The organism is Pseudomonas sp. 18-147 (assembly GCF_051048045.1).
GTDB lineage: Bacteria > Pseudomonadota > Gammaproteobacteria > Pseudomonadales > Pseudomonadaceae > Pseudomonas > Pseudomonas aeruginosa.
In genome coordinates this window covers 1,210,795-1,228,206 of the sequence record NZ_CP182296.1, presented here as the reverse complement: position 1 = coordinate 1,228,206, position 17,412 = coordinate 1,210,795, and the positions used below count along the sequence as shown (strand labels likewise).

At 68.2% G+C, this 17,412-nt stretch carries 16 protein-coding genes; 10 read left to right on the top strand and 6 right to left on the bottom strand.

The annotated features are described in order from the left end of the window. The first annotated feature begins 2 nt into the window (after nt 1-2). From ACM0M4_RS05830 to ACM0M4_RS05815, 4 genes are read left to right on the top strand one after another with little or no spacing between them, the layout of a single operon-like run. Complete coding sequence (locus ACM0M4_RS05830) at nt 3-725, top strand: ABC transporter permease (RefSeq protein ID WP_003092982.1); 723 nt, start codon at nt 3-5, stop codon at nt 723-725. Continuing rightward, complete coding sequence (locus ACM0M4_RS05825; protein WP_115288971.1) at nt 725-1,660, top strand: glycine betaine ABC transporter substrate-binding protein; 936 nt, start codon at nt 725-727, stop codon at nt 1,658-1,660. Before ACM0M4_RS05830 ends, ACM0M4_RS05825 begins: the two co-directional genes overlap by 1 nt. After that, on the top strand, nt 1,660-2,322 hold the full coding sequence (locus ACM0M4_RS05820) for an ABC transporter permease (RefSeq protein WP_003092985.1): 663 nt from the start codon (nt 1,660-1,662) through the stop codon (nt 2,320-2,322). The genes ACM0M4_RS05825 and ACM0M4_RS05820 overlap by 1 nt, the downstream gene beginning before the upstream one ends. Before the next feature lie 12 nt (nt 2,323-2,334). Next, nucleotides 2,335-3,498, top strand: a complete 1,164-nt coding sequence (locus tag ACM0M4_RS05815; protein WP_196636234.1) for an ABC transporter ATP-binding protein — start codon at nt 2,335-2,337, stop codon at nt 3,496-3,498. A 127-nt stretch (nt 3,499-3,625) separates the two neighbouring features. Here the strand turns inward: ACM0M4_RS05815 and ACM0M4_RS05810 are convergent, their stop codons facing one another. Genes ACM0M4_RS05810 through ACM0M4_RS05795 form a run of 4 tightly spaced genes read right to left on the bottom strand, consistent with a single transcriptional unit; the run spans nt 3,626 to nt 8,443 of the window. Further along, nucleotides 3,626-4,534 carry an efflux RND transporter periplasmic adaptor subunit gene (locus tag ACM0M4_RS05810; RefSeq protein WP_003113767.1) on the bottom strand — a complete coding sequence of 303 codons (909 nt, stop codon included), beginning with the start codon at nt 4,532-4,534 and terminating at the stop codon, nt 3,626-3,628. A gap of 36 nt (nt 4,535-4,570) precedes the next feature. Further along, the gene (locus tag ACM0M4_RS05805) at nt 4,571-4,771 is read right to left on the bottom strand and encodes a DUF1656 domain-containing protein (RefSeq protein WP_003082823.1); all 201 of its coding nucleotides are present in this window, start codon (nt 4,769-4,771) and stop codon (nt 4,571-4,573) included. Then, a complete protein-coding gene (locus ACM0M4_RS05800) occupies nt 4,761-6,956 on the bottom strand; it encodes an FUSC family protein (protein WP_023132488.1) in 2,196 nt (731 codons plus the stop codon). Before ACM0M4_RS05800 ends, ACM0M4_RS05805 begins: the two co-directional genes overlap by 11 nt. Further along, nucleotides 6,953-8,443, bottom strand: a complete 1,491-nt coding sequence (locus ACM0M4_RS05795; protein ID WP_003143071.1) for an efflux transporter outer membrane subunit — start codon at nt 8,441-8,443, stop codon at nt 6,953-6,955. The genes ACM0M4_RS05800 and ACM0M4_RS05795 overlap by 4 nt, the downstream gene beginning before the upstream one ends. A gap of 245 nt (nt 8,444-8,688) precedes the next feature. Between ACM0M4_RS05795 and ACM0M4_RS05790 the strand changes: the two genes are divergently transcribed. Both ACM0M4_RS05790 and ACM0M4_RS05785 read left to right on the top strand, forming a co-directional pair. Next, nucleotides 8,689-9,642, top strand: a complete 954-nt coding sequence (locus tag ACM0M4_RS05790) for a LysR family transcriptional regulator (RefSeq protein ID WP_003092994.1) — start codon at nt 8,689-8,691, stop codon at nt 9,640-9,642. A gap of 94 nt (nt 9,643-9,736) precedes the next feature. Beyond that, on the top strand, nt 9,737-10,714 hold the full coding sequence (locus tag ACM0M4_RS05785; RefSeq protein ID WP_003119251.1) for a 2-hydroxyacid dehydrogenase: 978 nt from the start codon (nt 9,737-9,739) through the stop codon (nt 10,712-10,714). A 17-nt stretch (nt 10,715-10,731) separates the two neighbouring features. On the opposite strand, the gene ACM0M4_RS05780 is transcribed toward ACM0M4_RS05785, so the two are convergent. Continuing rightward, nucleotides 10,732-11,634 (bottom strand): DMT family transporter, encoded by a 903-nt coding sequence (locus ACM0M4_RS05780; RefSeq protein WP_003104227.1) that lies wholly within the window; start codon nt 11,632-11,634, stop codon nt 10,732-10,734. Nucleotides 11,635-11,759: 125 nt separating this feature from the next. On the opposite strand from ACM0M4_RS05780, the gene mdrR1 reads away from it, so the two are divergent. The 4 genes from mdrR1 (at nt 11,760) to fecA (ending at nt 16,650) form a co-directional block, all read left to right on the top strand. Next, a complete protein-coding gene (gene mdrR1 / locus ACM0M4_RS05775; protein WP_003132628.1) occupies nt 11,760-12,641 on the top strand; it encodes a transcriptional regulator MdrR1 in 882 nt (293 codons plus the stop codon). 100 nt (nt 12,642-12,741) lie between these two features. After that, nucleotides 12,742-13,251, top strand: coding sequence for a sigma-70 family RNA polymerase sigma factor (locus tag ACM0M4_RS05770; protein WP_003092999.1), 510 nt, complete (start codon nt 12,742-12,744; stop codon nt 13,249-13,251). Continuing rightward, on the top strand, nt 13,248-14,201 hold the full coding sequence (locus ACM0M4_RS05765) for a FecR domain-containing protein (RefSeq protein ID WP_221345505.1): 954 nt from the start codon (nt 13,248-13,250) through the stop codon (nt 14,199-14,201). The genes ACM0M4_RS05770 and ACM0M4_RS05765 overlap by 4 nt, the downstream gene beginning before the upstream one ends. A gap of 94 nt (nt 14,202-14,295) precedes the next feature. Beyond that, complete coding sequence (fecA, locus tag ACM0M4_RS05760; RefSeq protein ID WP_221345504.1) at nt 14,296-16,650, top strand: TonB-dependent Fe(3+) dicitrate receptor FecA; 2,355 nt, start codon at nt 14,296-14,298, stop codon at nt 16,648-16,650. Nucleotides 16,651-16,745: 95 nt separating this feature from the next. On the opposite strand, the gene ivy is transcribed toward fecA, so the two are convergent. Then, nucleotides 16,746-17,207 (bottom strand): lysozyme inhibitor Ivy, encoded by a 462-nt coding sequence (gene ivy, locus ACM0M4_RS05755; RefSeq protein ID WP_003093002.1) that lies wholly within the window; start codon nt 17,205-17,207, stop codon nt 16,746-16,748. Between the last annotated feature and the right edge of the window lie 205 nt (nt 17,208-17,412).

Sequence of the window (17,412 nt, the reverse complement as noted above, 5' to 3'; positions counted from 1 at the left end):
CCATGGTGAAAACCTGTGGCAAGGCCCTGCTCGGCCTCTGCGCCGCAGCCGCCGTACTGGCCTTGCTGATCCACTGGATCACCCCCGCGACCATCCTCCACTACCGCGAGGACCTGCTGTTCTACTTGCAGGCCCACCTGGTGCTGGTCTTCAGTTCGATGGCGGCCGCCCTGCTGGTCGGCGTGCCGGCCGGCATCCTGCTCAGCCGTCCCGGCATGCAGGCCCAGGCCGAACGCCTGATGCAGGTGTTCAACGTCGGCAACACCATCCCGCCGCTGGCGGTGCTGGCCATCGCCCTGGCGATCATCGGCATCGGCAACGGCCCGGCAATCCTCGCCCTGTTCCTCGCCTCGCTGCTGCCGATCGTGCGCAACACCTACGAGGGCCTGCGCAATGTCTCGCCGGCGCTGAAGGAAGCCGCCACCGGCATCGGCATGACGCCCAACCAGGTGCTGCTGCGGGTGGAACTGCCGAACGCGGTGCCGATCATCGTCGGCGGCGTGCGCGTGGCCCTGGCACTGAACGTCGGCTCCGCGCCGCTGGCGTTCCTGATCGGCGCCAACAGCCTGGGCAGCCTGATCTTCCCCGGCATCTACCTGAACAACCACCAGCAACTGCTGCTCGGCGCCGCCTGCACGGCGCTCCTCGCCCTGCTGCTGGACGCCCTGGTGGTGCTGTTCAGCCGCATGTTCCTGGAACGCGGCCTGACCGCCAAGGAGGCCTGATGAACCGACTGATCCGCTCACTCTGCCTGGCCTGCGCCGGCCTGTTCGCCGCCGGCCTGGCGCAGGCGGAAACCCTGCGCATCGGCGGCAAGACCTTCACCGAGCAGCGCATCCTCACCGCCATCACCGCGCAGTTCCTGCAGAAGCGCGGCTACGACGTGACGGTCACCATCGGCCTGGGCAGCACCCTGGCCCGCGCCGCCCAGGAAAGCGGCCAACTGGATATCGTCTGGGAGTACACCGGCTCGTCGCTGATCGTCTACAACCACATCGACGAGAAGCTCGACGCCGCGGCTTCCTACCGCCGGGTCAAGCAACTCGACGAAGCCCAGGGCCTGGTCTGGCTGAAGCCGACCCGCTTCAACAACACCTATGCCCTGGCCATGCCCGAGGAACAGGCCGAGCGCCTGGGCATCCAGAGCGTCAGCGATCTCGCGCGGGTGCTCGCCGAACAGCAGGAGGCCGAGCCCGGGAGCACCCACCTGTTCGCCATGGACCCGGAGTTCGCCGGCCGCCCCGACGGCCTCGGCCCCATGAGCGAGCTGTACGCCCTGCACTTCACCCGCAACGACATCCGCCAGATGGACGCCGGGCTGGTCTACACCGCGCTGAAGAACCGCCAGGTGTTCCTCGGCCTCGTCTACACCACCGACGGCCGCCTGAAGGATTTCAAGCTGCGCGTGCTGAAGGACGACAAGCAGTACTTCCCCTTCTACAACGCCGCCCCGGTGGTGCGTAAGGAGGTCATGCAGCGCCATCCGGAGTTCGCCACGCTGTTCGATCCGATCATCGAGCGGCTCGACGACGCCACCATGCAGGCGCTCAACGCGCGGGTCGATATCGAGCAGCAGACGCCACAGAAGGTCGCCGCCGACTTCCTCCGCGAACACCACCTGCTCGACGACGGCCAGGCCGGCCAGGGAGGTAGCCAGTAATGGACTTCTTCAGCGTGCTTTCCCATCTCGACTGGTCCCAGGTCGGCCAGCTCACCCTCCAGCACCTGCTGCTGGTACTGGTCGCCGTAGGCCTGGCGATCCTCGTCGGCGTGCCGCTGGGCGTGCTGATGACCCGCTTCACGTGGCTGGCCGGCCCGTTGCAGGGCGCCGCCACGGTGATGCTGACCATCCCCTCGATCGCCCTGTTCGGCCTGCTGATGCCGGTCTACTCGGTATTCGGCCAGGGCCTCGGGCCGCTGCCGGCGATCACCGCGGTGTTCCTCTATTCGCTGCTGCCGATCCTGCGCAACACCTACCTCGCCCTGACCGGCGTCGAAGCGGGCATCCGCGAGGCCGGCAAGGGCATCGGCATGACCTTCTGGCAACGCCTGCGGATGGTCGACATTCCCCTCGCGGTGCCGGTGATCCTCGCCGGCGTACGCACCGCCGTGGTGATGAACATCGGCGTGATGACCATCGCCGCGGTGATCGGCGCCGGCGGCCTGGGCGTGCTGATCCTCACTTCCATCAGCCAGAGCAACATGCCGATGCTGGTGGTCGGCGCGGTACTGGTCAGCCTCCTGGCCATCGTCGCCGACCTGCTGCTGCAATGGCTGCAACGCATCCTCACCCCCAAGGGACTGCGCGCCAGCGCGCACTGAAAGGAGCCGAACATGATCGAACTGGACAAGCTCAGCAAGACCTTCACCCAGAAGAACGGCAAGGAGTTCCGCGCCGTCGATTCCGTCAGCCTGACCGTGGAGAAAGGCGAGATCTGCGTCTTCCTCGGCCCCTCCGGCTGCGGCAAGACCACCACCCTGAAGATGATCAACCGGATCATCCCGCCGACCTCCGGCCGCGTGCTGATCGACGGCCAGGACACCGCGGACCTCGACGAAGTCACCCTGCGCCGCCACATCGGCTACGTGATCCAGCAGATCGGCCTGTTCCCGAACATGACCATCGAGGAAAACATCATGGTCGTGCCGCGCCTGCTCGGCTGGGACAAGGCGCGCTGCAAGGAGAAGGCCCGCGAGCTGATGAGCATGGTCAAGCTGGAGCCCAAGCAGTACCTGCAACGCTACCCGCGCGAACTCTCCGGCGGCCAGCAGCAGCGCGTCGGGGTGATCCGCGCGCTGGCGGCGGACGCGCCGCTGCTGCTGATGGACGAGCCGTTCGGCGCGGTCGATCCGATCAACCGCGAGTCGATCCAGAACGAGTTCTTCGAGATGCAGCGCAAGCTCGGCATGACCGTGATCATGGTCAGCCACGACATCGACGAAGCCATCAAGCTGGGCGACAAGGTGGCGGTGTTCAAGAGCGGCCGGCTGCTCCAGTACGACCACCCGGATACCCTGCTGGCGCACCCGGCGGACGAGTTCGTCAGCGCCTTCACCGGCCAGGACAGCACGCTCAAGCGCCTGCTCCTGGTGCGCGCCGAAGACGCCGCCGACAGCAGCCTGGTCACCGCCCGGCCGCAGCCCCCGGTGGCCGAGGCGCTGGAACTGATGGACGAGAACGACCGGCGCTACCTGATCGTGGTGGATGACCAGGGCAAGGGCCTGGGCTACGTGCGACGCAAGGACCTGCGCCGCCAGGAGGGCACCTGCGCGCCGTTCGTCACCCCGTTCCGGGTCACCGCCAGCCACGACGAGCACCTGCGCATCCTGTTGTCGCGGATGTACGAGTTCAACAGCTCCTGGCTGCCGGTGCTCGACCCCGACCAGCAGTTCCTCGGCGAGGTCACCCAGGAATCCATCGCCGACTACCTCAGCTCCGGCCGCTCGCGCGGCGGCAAGGGCCTGATCGTGTCGCCGGCCGAACAGGTCGGAGCCTAGGCCGCCGGGTGGACATTCACCGCCGGCAGCCGCCAACCGCAGCGTATTCCTGGCGAGTGGCGCCCTCTTCCGCCCCGCCGAAACGAAAAAGCCCGGCATCCGCCGGGCTTCTCCCTGCCCCTTCCACTCAACCGGCCCGCCCCGGCGCCTGCGCCGCCGAGGCCTGGTCGTCGCGCCCTTGCGGCTTGACGATCACCGTGCAGGTGATCCCCGCCGAGAGCAGCACGCCGTCCGGCACTTCGTCGATGTGTACCCGCACCGGCACGCGCTGGGCCAGGCGCACCCAGTTGAAAGTGGGGTTGACGTCGGCGGTCAGCTCGCGGCTTTCCGGGTTGTCGCGGTCGTAGATACCGCGGGCGATGCTTTCCACGTGGCCCTTGAGGTGTTCGCCGCTCATCAGCTGCATGTCCACCGGGTCGCCTTCGCGGATGTACGGCAGCTTGGTTTCCTCGAAGTAGCCGTAGACCCAGTAGGAGTTCTTGTCGATCACCGCCATCTTCGCCTCGCCGACCCGCGCGTAGTCGCCACGGTGCACGTTGAGGTTGGTGACGTAGCCGTCGACCTGCGCCACCACCCGGGTGCGCTCCAGGTTCAGGCGCGCGGCGTCGAGCTGGGCCTTGGCCTGCTCGTAGTCGGCCATCGCCGCGGCGGCGGTGTTGTGGGCGTCGTCGCGGCTTTCGCGGGAGACCACCATCTCATCCATTTCCGCGCGCCGCCGGGCGTTCAACTGGCGCATCTCCAGGGTCGCCTTGCGCGAGGCAACCAGCGACTCGGCCTGCTTCACCGCAATACGGTAGTGGTCGGGGTCGATCTGCATCAGCAGGTCGCCTTTCTTCACCAACTGGTTGTCGCGCACCGGGACGTCGACGACGATCCCGGAAACGTCGGCGGCGACATTGATCACGTCGGCGCGCACGCGACCGTCACGGGTCCAGGGGGTGTCCATGTAGTTGACCCACAGGGTCCGCCCGATGAATACGGCGACCAGCAGGATCAGCAGGGTCGCCAGCAGGCTGATTACGGATTTCAAGGTCATGGTCGGCTCACGATAACGAAGAGGTGCGCTACCGCCTCAGCGGTAGATGGTCAGGGACAGGCCGCCGTACAGGCAGGCGAACAGGCTGACCCGGAACAGCGCCGGGTGCCAGGTGAAGCGATACAGGCCAACCGAGGCGAAGATCCGGTCGAGCCCCCAGGTGAGCGCCGCGGCGATCACGAACAACAGCGTCAGGGTCGGCATGTAGACCCCATGGATGGCGATTTCACGAGGCATGGACGGTACCTTGGCCGCTCGTCCGGCCGGCCAGTTCGGTCAGTGGCGAGGTCGGCGCGAGCAGGGAAGAACGGATGAAGTGCAGGTAGCTGCGCACCCGCCGTAGCGGCGAGCTGTCGAAGTGCGGCGCGCAGGGTTCGTCGGTGTGCCTCGCCGCGTGGATGGCCTGGTCGACAGCCGCCAGGGCGCGCTCCAGGTTCTCCGCACCGGGGCGCACGAACAGCCGGATCAGGGCCCGCCCCATGGCGCGGATCGCCTGGCGCCAGGGCATGGCCTCGGCGTAGCAGGGTTCGTCCGGCAGGCGCTCCTGCTCGCGACGCAGCTCGATGATCGCGTGGCCGACCTCGAGCACCAGGAACATCCAGCGCAGCAGCCCGCGCTGCACGTCCGGGCGCCCGGCAGCGACGCCATAGGCCTGGTTCAGCAGGTCGCGGGTGCCGCTTTCGAAGGCCGAGCCAAGCCCCCTGCTCCTGCCGCTGATGGCGAACACCACGCGCATCCGCAGGTCGCGCTCGAGGCGCTTCCACAGCCAGGCGCTGTTGGGCGGCAGAATGACCGCGGCGGCCGCGGCCGAGAGCAGCATCGAGAGGATCAGGGCGATGTACTCGTTGATCACGTGGGCCGGGTCGTAGACGGTCAGGTTCGCCGGCACCGAACCGAAGCAGAAGAACACCAGCAGGCCGAGACCGTAGCCGGCCCACTGCGGCCGCGAGGAGATGAACGCGCCGAGGGCGAACACCGGCGCCAGTACCAGGCATAGCAGCGGGAAACCGTCGATATGCGGGTAGACGAAGAACATCTCGCTGAAGCCGAGCAGCGCCGCCGCCATGGTGCCGATGGCCATCTGCATGGCGACCTTCTTCGGGTTCGGCGCCGCCGAGGCCAGCGCCGAGACCGCCACCGCGTTGAGGGCGAAGGTGCCGCCGCTGGGCCAGGTGCTGTAGATCCAGAAACAGCCGAACAGCAGGATCATCAACCCGGTGCGCATCCCCGCCACTGCCGCCGCCACCGCGTTGGCCTTGGCGGTGAAGGCGTCCTTCCACTGCTCGCGCTCGTGGCGGTGGGCGGCCAGCGAGGCATGGGTCAGGGCGTAGTCGTGCATCTCCTCGGCGAAACGGTAGAGCAGCTCGGCGGCGGTATTGAAGTCCAGCCGCGCCTCTTCGCCCGGCTCCAGCGCCAGCAGTTCTCCGCGCGCCTGGCGGATGCGCGCCATCAGGCGTTCGCGGCAGTCGGCGAGGCGCTGGGCGAAGCGCTCGGCGTCATGGTCGGTGACGGCGCGGCCACGGATCTCCTCGAGCAGCCCGGTGATTTCCTCCAGGCACGGTTCGAACGCTTCCAGCACCTGGGTGGAGCCCTGCGCGCGCAGGCGTTCGAGCAGTTGGTGGAGGGCGTGGAAACGGGTATTCATGGCCATGAACTCGCTGCTCAGGCGAATCAGCCGGCCATTGCGCAGGCGCATGTGCGGATCCTCGAAGGCGCTCGCCGCGCGCATCGTCTCCAGGCCCACCGCCTGGGCGGCGAAGGCCACGTTGCTGCTTTCGAAGCGCTCGCGCCCGCCGACCCCGCGCAGGCTGTCGAGGACGAACGCGGCGAACAGGCCGAAGCGCACGTACAGCGCATTGCGCATCGCCGCGCTGGTGGTCTGCGGCATGATCACCGCGCTGACCACCCCCGAGCAGAGGATCGCCAGGCTGATTTCCAGGACCCGCCAGATCGCCTGCATGAAGGCGCCTTCCGGATGGCTGGTGGCGGGAATGCCGATCAGCGTCGCGGTGTAGCCGGCGAGCACGCAGGCGTAGGAGCGGAAGTCACGGTAGCGGGCGGCCCCGGCGGTGCAGAGGCCGATCCAGATCGCCGAGCTGAGCAGGAACAGCACTCGCTCCTGGGCGAACAGGGCGATCAGGGTGACCATCACGCTGAGGCCGACCAGGGTGCCGAGGATGCGGTAGAAGCTCTTGGCGAACACCTGGCCGCTCTGCGGCTGCATGACGATGAACACGGTGATGGTCGCCGTGCTCGGCTGCGGCAATTCCAGACGCATCGCCAGCCAGAGGGTCAGGAAGGCCGCGCAGAGCACCTTGAACACGTAGATCCAGGTCGCCCCGTCGCTGCGCGCCCACTCGGCCAGCGCGCGCCGCCACTCGTCGCGGCTGGGCAGGGCGAAACCAGCGGAGCGGCCACTCATCGCGAAGACACCGCTCTGACCGGGACGTTCTCCGGCGCCAGCTTCCGCTGCACCGGCGTATCGGCGCCGGCCCCGACGCCGCCGCCGAGGGCGGTGAGCAGGCTGGCATGGGCGGCCAGCCGGGCGGCCTGCACCTGCTCCTGGACCAGTTGCTGCTGGAACAGCCGGGTCTGCGCGTTGAGCACGTTGAGGTAATCGGTGAGGCCGCGCTGGTAGGCCAGGGTGGCGATATCGTAGGTCTTCTGCGCGGAAGCCACCGATTGCGCGGCGAAGTCCTTCTGGATGTCCACCGAATGCAGGCGGATCAACTGGTCGGAAATGTTCTTCAGCGCATCCACCAGGGTCTGGTTGTATTGCTCCACCGCCGCGTCGTAGCCGGCCGCCGCCTCGCCCAACTGCGAACGCAGGCGGCCGCCGTCGAAGATCGGCAGGGTAACCGCCGGGCCGGCGCTGTAGGTGTACTTGGCGCTGCGGAAGAACTCCAGCATGCCGCCGCCGACGGCACTGAAGCCGACCGAGGCCATCAGGTCGACGTTGGGGTAGAAGTCGGCGCGCGCCACGTCCACGCCCTTGGCCAGGGCGGCGACCTGCCAGCGGCGGGCGACCACATCCGGGCGGCGACCGAGCAGTTCGGCCGGCAAGGCGCTGGGCAGGCTCGGCTGCGCCGCCAGGTTCAGGCTTGGCCGGCGGATCGTGCGGCCCTCGCCCGGGCCCTTGCCGGCCAGGGCGGCGAGCAGGTTGCGGGTGAGCTGGATTTCTTCGTCGATCACCTCGATGCGGCGCTCGGTCTCGGGCAGCGGCACTTCCGCCTGGCTGACCTCGAAATGCGTGCCGATGCCGCCGCGCAGGCGACGCTGGGCCAGGGCGAGGATGTCGCGCTGCTGTTGCAGCATGGCCTTGGCGATGTCCATCTCGGCGTACTGCAACGAGAGCTGGACGTAGGCGCGGACGATGTTGCCCTCCAGCTCGAGCTGCGCCTGGCGCGCCTCGGCGGCGGCCATGTGGGCCAGGTCGACGGCGCGCTCGCTGTCGCTGCGGTCGCGCCCCCAGAGATCGAGCTTGTAGTTCAGGCCGATCTCGGTGGAGTTGTTCCAGGAAGTGGTCCGCGCCAGGTCGCCGGGGCCGTAGAAATAGTCGTCCGGCCAGCGGTGGCGGACCAGCGAGCCCTTGCCCTCGATCTGCGGCGACTCGATGGACTCCACCAGCCCGGCCATGGACTTCGCCTGGCGTACCCGCGCATGGGCTACCGCCAGGCCTGGATTGCCGTCCAGCGCCTTCTCGATCCAGGCGTCCAGCTGCGGATCGGCATACACCTTCCACCACTGCGCCTGCGGCCAGCCGGCCTCGCGGGCGGCAGCCTGGATCGCATGGTCGGTGGCCAGGGCGTTGGCGTCGAGCGTGGCGGCCTCGGGGGCGATATCGCCTGTACTGACACAACCGGATATTGCGGAGAAAACGACGAGAAAACCGACGAAGGAGCCGACCAAGGTCAGTTCCTTCCTGAGAGCACGCGGCACGTTGTCTGATCCTGGAGGGGCGAAGCACGGAATTTGAACGGTACGGGCGCCGTTCAACCCGCTCGAGCGTTCGTGCGCTCGGGGGCCGATGAATTTTAAGAGGCTGGCGGCTGCTGATAAGCTGGCTCAAGTGCGATTGTTTATTGCGTAATGTGAAATAATCCGCCCTCGCAACAATCTGACACACTTCTGCGCGTGCCTAGGAGGCCCCGTCGATGGACACCCTGCAAAACATGCGAGCCTTCGTCTGCGTGGCGGAAACCGGAAGCTTCACCGCGGCGTCCCAGCAGCTCAACACCACCACCGCCTATGTTTCGCGGGCGGTGGCCAACCTCGAGACGCACCTGCGCACCCGCCTGCTCAACCGTACCACTCGTCGCATCGCCCTCACCGAGGCCGGCCAGCGCTACCTGCTGCGCTGCGAGCAGATCCTCGCCTACGTCGAGGAAGCCGAGGCCGAAGCCAGCGATGCCCATGCCCGTCCCGCCGGCAAGCTGAAGCTGCATTCGATGACCGGCATCGGCCAGCACTACGTGATCCGTGCCATCGCCGGGTACCGCCAGCAGTACCGCGACGTGACCTTCGATCTGACCATGGCCAACCGCGTGCCGGACCTGCTCGACGAGGGCTTCGACGTGGCCATCGTGGTGGCCTCCGAGCTGCCCGATTCCGGCTTCATTTCCCAGCGCATCGGCGAGACCTACAGCATTCTTTGCGCCTCGCCGGAGTACCTGCGCCTGAACGGCACGCCGAGCGAGCCTTCGGAGCTGGCCAGCCACGACTGCCTGCGCCTGGTCAGCCCGGTGGTGCCGCTGGATCGCTGGCTGTTCGACGGTCCCAACGGCCAGGAAATGGTCTCCATCGGCGCCTCGCCGTTCCAGGTCAATGTCGGCGACGCCATGACCGAGGCGATCCGCTCCGGGCTGGGCATCGGTATCCTGCCGGTGTATTCGGCCATCGAGGACCTGGGCAAGGGCACCCTGGTGCGGGTCCTGCCGCAACACCGCCTGCAACAGCTCAACGTCTATGCGCTGTACCCTTCGCGGCAGTATCTCGACGCGAAGATCAAGACCTGGGTGGAATACCTCAAGGAAAGCCTGCCCGGCCTGCTCCAGCGCGACGAAGCGGCGCTGGTGGAGCTGGGCCTGGAACTCGGAAGACCCTCCTGAGCCGATAATCGCCCGCCCAGTGGCGGGCCCCTGCCCGCCGCTTCGATGGCGGTGGTATGGTCGGCGCTTTCGCTCCCGCTTGCAGAGTCCCGTCATGAAAAAGAACGTCTTCGTCTTCAGTCGCCTCGCCCCCGAGCATCTCGAACGCCTGCAATGCCAGTTCAACGTCCGCGTGCTCGAACCGAAACAGGGCGACATCGACGCCCAGTACGCCGCCGCCCTGCCCGATACCCACGGCATGATCGGCGTCGGCCGGCCGCTCGGCGCCAGGCAACTGGAACAGGCGATGCAGCTGGAAGTCATCTCCAGCGTCTCGGTCGGCTACGACAACTATGACCTGGACTACCTGAACCGCCGCGGCATCGCTCTCACCAACACGCCCGACGTCCTCACCGAGACCACCGCCGACCTCGGCTTCGCCCTGCTGATCAGCGCCGCGCGACGGGTCGCCGAGCTGGACGCCTGGGTCAAGGCCGGGAACTGGAAGCGCACCGTCGACGCCCCGCAGTTCGGCACCGACGTGCATGGCAAGAAACTCGGCATCCTCGGCCTCGGCCGGATCGGCGCGGCCATCGCCCGGCGCGGCCGTTTCGGCTTCGGCATGCAGGTGCTCTACCACGGCAACAACCGCAAGCCGGAACTGGAACAGGAACTCGGCGCGCGCTTCCTCGGCTTCGACGAACTGCTCGGCGAGGCCGATTTCGTCTGCGTGGTGGTGCCGCTGGGAGCGCAGACCCGGCAGTTGATCGGCGCGCGCGAACTGGGTCTGATGAAACCCTCGGCGATCCTGGTCAACGTCGCCCGCGGCCAGGTGGTCGATGAGGCCGCGCTGGTCGCCGCCCTGCGGGAGAAGCGCATCCTCGGCGCCGGCCTGGATGTCTACGAGAAGGAACCGCTGGCCGAATCGCCGCTGTTCGCCCTGGACAACGTGGTGACCCTGCCGCACATCGGCTCGGCCACCCACGAGACCCGCCGGGCCATGGCCGAGCGGGCGCTGCAGAACTTCGAGGCGGCCTTGCGCGGCGAGCGGCCGCTGGACCTGGTCAATCCGCAGGTGTGGCGACGCGGCTGAGCGCGCCTCCCTCTCCGCTAGGTCGAGCGCGCCGGCCCGGCCAGCGCCGGCGCCTTCGGCTTGCGGAACACCAAGACGTTGCCGAGCATCACCAGGACCAGCCCGGCCAGCGCCGGTGCGGTCCAGCGGTAGCCCTCGGCGAAGGCCGAGATGTTCAGCGCCACCACCGGGAACAGCACGGTGCAGTAGGCGGCGCGATCCGGGCCCATGCGCCCGACCAGGGTCAGGTAGGCGGTGAAGCCGATCACCGAGCCGGGGATCGCCAGATACAGCAGCGAGCCGACGTAGCGCGCGCTCCAGTCGAAACTCAGCGGCACGCCCTGGAACAGGCACAGCGCCAGGAGGATCAGGGTGCCATAGAGCATGCTCCAGGCATTGCCGGTGAGCGGGCGGATGCCGGCCTTCTGTTGCAGGCTGGAAAGCATGTTGCCGGTGGAGAAGCACAGCGTGCCTAGCAGGGCCAGGCCGAGGCCGTAGAAGGTTTCCGGGGTGGCCTGGTGACCCACCAATTCCGGCCAGAACAGCAGCCCCAGGCCGAGCAGGCCGAGACCGCCACCGGCCATCACGTTCGACGCGATGCGCTGGCCGAACCACAGGCGGGCGTTCAGCGCATTCCACAGGGTGGCGGTGGAGAACACCACGGCCACCAGGCCGCTGGGAATCCACTGGCTGGCGGTATAGAAGCAGATGAAATTCAGGCAGAACAGGCATACGCCCTGGGCCATGCACAGGCGTTGGCCCCGTGCGTCCAGCCTTTGCAGGCGGCGGCCGAGCAGCAGCACGGCGAACAGCACCAGCGCCGCCAGGGCGAAGCGGTAGGCGATCGACAGGGTGATCGCCACCGGGCCCATCTGCAGCTTGATGGCGATCCAGGTGGTGCCCCAGATGAGCACGGTGAGCAGGTACAGCGAAAGATTCATGGCGACTCCGCAACGACAGGATGCCGTCAGTCTGCGGGCGAGGCCGGGCGCGACCATTGTCCATTCTTGCGCTTTTCATCCGCCGCCTCTCGCGGCAGCGTCCGGGCGCGGGTAGCATGGCCGGCATGCACCAACCCAGTGATTTCCAGGTATTCCGCACCCTCGACCGGACCTCCAATGCGCGCCTGCTGCGCAGCAGCACGCTCAGCGACGGCCTGGCGCTCGCCCATTGGTACCGCGACGAAGCGGAGATCCTCGGCTACAGCGACCCCGGCCATCACACCCTGTCGCTCTACCTGCAGGGCGGCTGGCAGACCTTCCGCCGCGATCGTCCCGGGCTCTATGGCGGCCCCGACCGCTTTTGCGTGATGCCGGCCGAACACCACTCCGACTGGGCGGTAACACGCGGCCTGGGCTTCATGCACCTGTACATAAGCCCGGAACGCCTGGCCGGCGCGGCGGTACGCACCCTCGATTGCGAACCACGCAGCCTGCAACTGGAGGAGCGCACCTACATCCAGGACGAGCCGCTGGCCGCCCTGTGCCGGACCCTGGAACGACAGGACTGGAACGAACCCGGCGAGCGCCTGCTATGCACCAGCCTCGCCCACCAGGCGGTGGACCACCTGCTGCTCACCGGGTGCGGCAGGCGTACCGACGTACGCTGGCAGGGCGGGCTGGCCGCGCACGTGCGGCGGCGCCTGGCCGACTACATCGAAAGCCACCTGGAGCAGCCGCTGGAACTGGGGTCGCTGGCGGAGCTGGCGGCGCTCTCCGAGTACCACTTCGCGCGCATGTTCCGCGTCTCCTTCGGCCTGCCGCCGCACCGCTACGTGCTGGAACGACGCCTGGCGCGGGCCCGCGACCTGCTGGCGTACTCCGCGCAGTCGCTCCAGGAGGTCTCGCTGGCCTGCGGCTTCGCCAGTCCGAGCCATTTCAACCGGCGCTTCCGCGAAGCCCATGGCGCCACCCCGGGGCAGTACCGCGCCGCCCTGAAAGCCTCCTGAAAGCCAGGCGCCGACAGCCTGCGGTTGTAGGCAGGCATTCCCGCAGCATAAAATGATAACTATTATCATTCGTTAATCCTTCTGCTCCGGGAATGTCCAGGTGTCGAGCGCCGACCTCGCCCACGCGGCCGCGTTGCATACCCTCTACAGCGACCACCACCACTGGCTCACGGGTTGGCTGCGGCGCCGCCTCGGCTGCCCGCAGAACGCCGCCGACCTGGCCCAGGACACCTTCGTCAAGGTCCTGGTTTCGCGCCAGGCCGCGCGCATCGACGAACCGCGCGCCTTCCTCACCACCATCGCCCGCCGCGTGCTGTGCAACCACTACCGCCGCCAGGACGTCGAGCGCGCCTACCTGGAAGCCCTGGCCAGCCTGCCCGAGCGGGAAGTCCCCAGCGAAGAGACCCGCGCCATCGTCCTGGAGACCCTGGTCGAGCTGGACCGTCTGCTCGACGGTCTGCCGCCGCTGGCCAAGGAGACCTTCCTGCTGGCCCAGCTCGACGGCCTGGGCTACGCCGAGATCGCCACGCAGCTGGGCATCTCCCTGAGCAGCGTCAAGCGCTACATGCTCAAGGCTGCGCAACGCTGCTACTTCGCCGAGCTGCCATGAGCCTGCCCGCCGCACCCAAGGTGCCGCCGCAGGTGGCTGAACAGGCCGTGCGCTGGCTGGTCGAGCTGCAGGGCGGCGCCGACGACGAACGCCTGCGCCAGGCCTTGGAGTGCTGGCGCCAGGCGGCCCCGGAACACGAGCAGGCCTGGCGCCACATCGAGGCGGTCAACCAGCGCCTGGCCGGGATAGGCACGCCACTGGCCCTGGCCGCCATCAACGCACCGCATTCGCCGCAACGCCGGCGCGCGCTGAAGACCCTGCTGCTGGTCCTGGCCGCCGGCGGCAGCGCCTGGGGCCTGCGCGAGAGCGGCAGCCTGCAGCGCTGGAGCGCCGACTATGCCACCGGCGTCGGCGAACGCCGGCGCCTGGTCCTGGCCGACGGCAGTCGCCTCGAGCTGAACAGCGACACGGCGGTGGATGTCCGCTTCGATGCCGGCGAACGGCGCCTGCTCCTGCTGCGCGGGGAAATCCAGCTCAGCACCGGCCAGGACCCGCGCCCGCTGCACGTGTACAGCGCGGAAGGCCGGCTGCGACCGGTGGGCACCCGGTTCGACGTGCGCCAGTTCGCCGGACGCACCCGCGTCGCCGTCCACGAAGGCGCGGTGCAGGTGGAGAACCGCGCCGGCCAGGGCCTGCTGCTGCCCAGCGGCCGGCAGCTGGACTTCGACCGCGAGCGACTCGGCGCTCCGCAGCCGCTGCCGGTCGGCAGCGGCGCCTGGACCGACGGCATGCTGGTGGCCGCCGGCATGCGCCTGGACGAATTCCTCGCCGAAGTCGCGCGCTACCGCCCCGGCCGGCTGGGCTGCGACCCGCGCATCGGCGGCCTGCGGATTTCCGGCAGCTATCCGCTGGACGATAGCGAGCGGATCCTCGCCACCCTGCCGGCGGTGCTGCCCGTGGAGGTACGGCGCGTCACCCGCTACTGGGTCGGCGTGCACCCGCGCGAATGAGCGGAAAGATATTTCCGCGCACCTGAGCCTTTTTCCCCACCTCGCGTGACAGAGGAGGAAAGCCAACCTCGAAAGATCCACTGGAGTGTCCCTCATGTCCCCGTCACGCGCCCTGTCGCCGCTCAGCCGCGCCCTGCTCCTCGCCTGCCTCGGCGGTCCCGTCCTGGTTTCCGCCGGTAGCGCCTGCGCCGCCGAGATCCGCACCGATGCCCGCCAGTACTACCGGCTGCCCGCCGAGCCGCTGGAGCAGGCGCTGAACCACCTAGGCCGCCAGGCCGGCGTGCTGATCGCCTTCAGCCCGGAACAGACCGCCGCGCGGCGCAGCCAGGCGCTGGACGGCGAGTACACCCTGGAGGAAGCCCTGGCCGCCCTGCTCGCCGGCTCCGGCCTGGAGGCGCGCGCCCGCGGCGACGGCGCCTATACCCTGGAGGCGCTGCCGGTGGAAGACCCGGCCAACCTGCAGGCGCTCACCGTGGTCGGCGACTGGCTGGCCGACGCCAGCGCCGCCGACGTCTTCGAGCATCCCGGTGCGCGCGACGTGGTCCGCCGCGAGCAGTTCCAGGCCCAAGGCGCGGCCAGCACCCGCGAAGTGCTGGAGCGCATTCCCGGGGTCAGCGCGCCGCTCAACAACGGCACCGGCAGCCACGACCTGGCATTGAACTTCGGCATTCGCGGCCTCAACCCGCGCCTGGCGTCGCGCTCGACGGTGCTGATGGACGGCATCCCGGTGCCCTTCGCCCCCTACGGCCAGCCACAGTTGTCGCTGGCGCCGGTGTCCATCGGCAACATGGACGCGGTGGACGTGGTCCGCGGCGGCGGCGCGGTGCGCTACGGGCCGCAGAACGTCGGCGGCATCGTCAACTTCGTGACCCGGGCGATCCCCGAGGACTTCGCCACCAAGCTCGACGTGCACAGCGAACTCAGCCCCAGCTCCAGCCAGGACGGCCTGAAGACCACCCACAACGTGCTGATCGGCGGCACCGGCGCCAACGGCCTCGGCGGCGCCCTGCTCTACTCCGGCACCCGCGGCGGCGATTGGCGCGAGCACAGCGATACGCGGATCGACGACCTGATCCTCAAGGGCCGCTTCCAGCCCAGCGACGAACACGCGTTTTCGGCGATGACCCAGTACTACGACGGCGAGGCCGACATGCCCGGCGGCCTCGGCACCGCGGCCTACCGCGACGACCCGTACCAGTCGACCCGTCCCTACGACAAGTTCTGGGGCCGCCGTACCCTGGCCAGCGCCAGCTACGAATACACCCCCAACGCCAGCCAGAAGCTCAACGTCACCGGCTTCTTCACCAAGACCCTGCGCAGCGGCTACCTCGACCAGGGCCGCAACCTCACCCTGTCGCCGCGCGAATACTGGGTGCGAGGCCTGGAAACCCGCTTCAGCCAGGGCTTCGAGCTGGGCGAAAGTCGCCACGAAGTGGGCATCGGCCACCGCTACGTCAACGAAGCCAGCCACGAGCTGCGCTACTGGACCCGCGCCGACAGCGGCCAGCTACCCAGCACCGGCAGCCGCAACGACCGCGACACCCGCGGCAGCACCGAAGCCAACGCGTTCTACATCGACGATCGCATCGACATCGGCAACTGGACCATCACCCCCGGCATCCGCTACGAGAAGATCGATTCCGAACAGAAGAACCTGCTGAAGAACAGCAAGGACAGCGGCCGCTACAACGCCTCGCTGCCGGCGCTCAACGTGACCTACCACCTCACGCCGAGCTGGAACCTCTACGCCAACACCGAGGGCTCGTTCGGCACCGTGCAGTACAGCCAGATGGGCAAGGCGGTGCGCAGCGGCGACATCGAGCCGGAGAAGGCCCGCACCTGGGAACTCGGCAGCCGCTACGACGACGGCATCCTGCGCGCCGAACTGGGCGCCTTCCTGATCAACTTCGACAACCAGTACGAGAGCAACCAGCAGACCGACAGCGTGACCGCCCGCGGCAAGACCCGGCACAAGGGCATCGAGGCGGCGATCGCCTCCGACCTGGCCGATCTCGACCCGCTGCTCTCCGGCTTCGACGTCTATGCCAGCTACGCCTACGTCGACGCGAGCATTCGCGAAGACGGGCCGAACAAGGGCAACCAGGTGCCGTTCTCCTCGAAGCACAAGGGCACCCTTGGCGCCAACTACCGCACCGGCGCCTGGAGCTACAACCTCGACGGCAGCTTCCAGACCAGCCAGTACGCCGACAACGCCAACACCGAGAGCGAAAGCGCCGACGGCAGCACCGGGCGGATCGCCGGCTGGATGGTCTGGAGCGCGCGCGGCACCTACGACTTCGGCCCGCAACTGAACGACCTCAAGCTCGGCCTGGGGGTGAAGAACCTGTTCGATCGCCGCTACTACACCCGCTCGTTCGACGACAACAACAAGGGCCTCTACGTCGGCCAGCCGCGCACCCTGTACGTACAGGCCTCGGTCGGTTTCTGAAGAAAGACCGCGGGAGCGCATGGCGCAACGGCGGACGATCGCCAGCGATCATCCGCCCTCCCCGCCGCCGGGCCTGGTTACCCTCAGGCCCGGCGTCACTTCCAGTTCGGATCGCTCTCCAACTGTTTCATCAGCAGCTCGCGGACCTGCCTGGAGGGTTCGCCGTACCAGCGATAGGTGGCGTACTTGCTCGGCGTCTGCATGACTTCGGCGGGCTCGTCCGGCAGGCTCACCTGCAGCCCGTAGGCGGCACTCTTGTCGCCGCGGAACGCCACCAGCAGGCGGTTGTTGCCGCAATCGTGGGGTTTGCAACTGTTGGCCAGGACGTAGGGCTGGCCCTCCAGGCTCAGGCTGGTGGACGGGGAACTCGGGCCGCTGGCGTCGGAAACCCATTTCGGCACGTCGCTCTCGCCCTTGAACATGGCATGCCAGGTGGCCTTGTAGCCGGGCTGGCCGAGCAGTTCGAACAGCCGCGGCTGCTCCTCGGCCTGCGCCGGCGCCCAGTGCAGCGCCGCGCCCAGCAAGGCCAGGGAGAGCAGTCTGGATACTCCGTTCATGGTGATTTCCTTCGATCGGGTGAAATGAAAGCAGTCTATCCGGCGGTGGCCGCCGCTGGCTGCTTGGAACGGCACGACTGCGACAAGTTCGCTGTCCACCGGCAATTCCATCGATCGCCGGATGACAGGCATCCCGACGCGCCGCGTTTTACCGCTATAATCCCGCGTTTTTCCGGGCCGTCCCGCGCCCACGCCAACGGATTCC